Origin of the sequence: Fusobacterium sp. DD2 (genome assembly GCF_018205345.1) — a bacterium.
Classification (GTDB): domain Bacteria; phylum Fusobacteriota; class Fusobacteriia; order Fusobacteriales; family Fusobacteriaceae; genus Fusobacterium_A.
In genome coordinates this window covers 1-2,926 of the sequence record NZ_JADRHM010000111.1, presented here as the reverse complement: position 1 = coordinate 2,926, position 2,926 = coordinate 1, and the positions used below count along the sequence as shown (strand labels likewise).

At 48.1% G+C, this 2,926-nt stretch carries 1 rRNA gene; it reads right to left on the bottom strand.

What is annotated here, in order from left to right:
- Positions 1-5 precede the first annotated feature (5 nt).
- Positions 6-2,916, bottom strand: a 23S ribosomal RNA gene (locus IX290_RS11255).
- Positions 2,917-2,926: the final 10 nt, after the last annotated feature.

Here is a 2,926-nt window from a genome sequence, read left to right as displayed (position 1 = left end):
ATCATTAGGTTAAAACTTCGATAATTAGTATTGGTCAACTTAAGGCCTCGCAGCCCTTACATCTCCAACCTATCAACCTCCTAGGCTCGAAGGTATCTTAAAGAATACTTATCTTGAAGTTAGTTTCCCGCTTAGATGCTTTCAGCGGTTATCTATTCCAAACGTGACTACCCAGCTGTGCCACTGGCGTGACAACTGGTACATCAGAGGTTTGTCCATCCCGGTCCTCTCGTACTAAGGACAGGTCTTCTCAATATTCTAACGCCTACAGTGGATAGGGACCGAACTGTCTCACGACGTTCTGAACCCAGCTCACGTACCGCTTTAATGGGCGAACAGCCCAACCCTTGGGACCTTCTCCAGCCCCAGGATGCGATGAGCCGACATCGAGGTGCCAAACCCTACCGTCGATATGGACTCTCGGGTAGGATCAGCCTGTTATCCCCAGGGTAGCTTTTATCCGTTGAGCGACGATCCTTCCATTCGGAATCGCCGGATCACTATGTCCTGCTTTCGCACCTGCTCGACCCGTCAGTCTTGCAGTCAAGCTCTCTTATGCCATTGCACTCTATGGTTGATTTCCATCCAACCTGAGAGAACCTTTGAACGCCTCCGTTACTCTTTCGGAGGCGACCGCCCCAGTCAAACTGCCCACCTAGCACTGTTTCCGTGGCTGCAAACCACAGATTAGAATTTCAACATTGAATGGTTGGTATTCCACCGACAACTCAGACACAACTAGCGCCATGCCTTCACAGTTTCCCAACTATCCTATACATGCAATGTCAAAACCCAATACCAAGCTACAGTAAAGCTCCATGGGGTCTTTCCGTCCTACTGTAGGTAACCGGTATCTTCACCGGTAATACAATTTCACCAGGCCTCCCGTCAAGACAGCGCTCAAATCATTACACCATTCGTGCAGGTCGGAACTTACCCGACAAGGAATTTCGCTACCTTAGGACCGTTATAGTTACGGCCGCCGTTCACCGGGGCTTCAATTCGGAGCTCTCACTCCTCCTCTTAACCTTCCGGCACTGGGCAGGTGTCAGCCCATATACATCGCCTTACAGCTTAGCATAGACCTGTGTTTTTGTTAAACAGTTGCTTGAGCCTCTTCACTGCGACCCTCGAGCGCTTTGCATTGCGTGAATACTGACGCCTGAGGGCACCCCTTCTCCCGAAGTTACGGGGCCATTTTGCAGAGTTCCTTAACGAGAGTTAGCCTGTCCGCCTTAAATTTCTCATTCTGACCACCTGTGTCGGTTTCGGGTACGGGCAGTCATATCTTAACGTTAGAAGTTTTTCTCGGCAGCGTGGGATTTGTACATTCACCTAATGGCTATATATCACACCTCAAATCTAACTTAACGGATTTACCTGTTAAGTCATTCTACATGCTTCTACGGAAACTACCGTTCTTCCGCGTACATACCCTTCTGCGTCCCTCCATCACAAAATATGACTGGCACAGAAATATTAATCTGTTTTCCATTCGCCTACGCATTATAGCCTCGGCTTAGGTCCCGGCTTACTCAGGGAAGACAAGCTTTACCCTGAAAACCTTGGTCTTCCGGCGGGGAGGATTCTCGCCTCCCTTCTCGCTACTTATTCCTGCATTCTCACTTCTGATACCTCCAAAGTTGCTTACGCTTCTCCTTCAACGGCCTACAGAACGCTCTCCTACCAATTGCTTGCGCAATTCCACAGCTTCGGTTCATAACTTAGCCCCGTTACATTGTCGGCGCAGAGACTCTCGACCAGTGAGCTATTACGCACTCTTTAAAGGAATGGCTGCTTCTGAGCCAACCTCCTGGTTGTTTAGGAATCTCCACCTCCTTTCCCACTTAGTTATGATTAGGGACCTTAGCTGGTGGTCTGGGTTGTTTCCCTTTTGACGATGGAAGTTAACTCCCATGGTCTCACTCCTGAGTTTTAGAATTATGGTATTCGGAGTTTGATTGGATTCAGTAAGCAATATGCCCCTTAGTCCATTCAGTGCTCTACCCCCACAATTAAACACTCAAGGCTGCACCTAAATGCATTTCGGAGAGAACGAGCTATCTCCTAGTTCGATTGGCTTTTCACCCCTAAACCTATCTCATCTCCCAACTTTTCAACGGCGGTGAGTTCGGGCCTCCACTGTGTCTTACCACAGTTTCACCCTGGACAGGATTAGATCACCAGGTTTCGCGTCTACGCCCAGCGACTATGTCGCCCTGTTCAGACTCGGTTTCCCTTCGGCTCCGTTATACTTAACCTTGCCACTGAACGTAACTCGCAGGATCATTCTCCAAAAGGCACGCCATCACCCTTGCGGGCTCTGACCGCTTGTAAGCACATAGTTTCAGGTTCTATTTCACTCCCCTCCCGGGGTTCTTTTCACCTTTCCCTCACGGTACTATACGCTATCGGTTAGTAAGAGTATTTAGCCTTACGAGATCTGGTCCTCGCTGATTCACACAGAATTCCTCGTGTTCCATGTTACTTGGGAGAAAACAGACAAGTTAATGAGTTTACCTGTACAGGATTATCACCTTCTACGATTTGGCTTTCCAACCAATTCCAGTTCGGTCATTAACATTGTTGAGTACGTTGCAGTTCCTCATAGTTTTTCCCACAACCCCGTATAAACAACGGCTGCATCCTTGACATTTATACGGTTTAGGCTCATTCCCGTTCGCTCGCCGCTACTTGGGAAATCGTTTTTTACTTTCTTTTCCTCGCGTTACTTAGATGTTTCAGTTCACGCGGTTCCCTCTTTCGTGCTAAGTCTTCAACTTAGCGGATTGCTCCATTCGGAAATCTCGGGGTCAATGTTCGATTGCAACTAACCCGAGCTTATCGCAGCTTACCACGTCCTTCATCGGCTCTTACTACCTAGGCATTCCCTATGTGCCCTTAATTATTTTAACCTATTATTTTT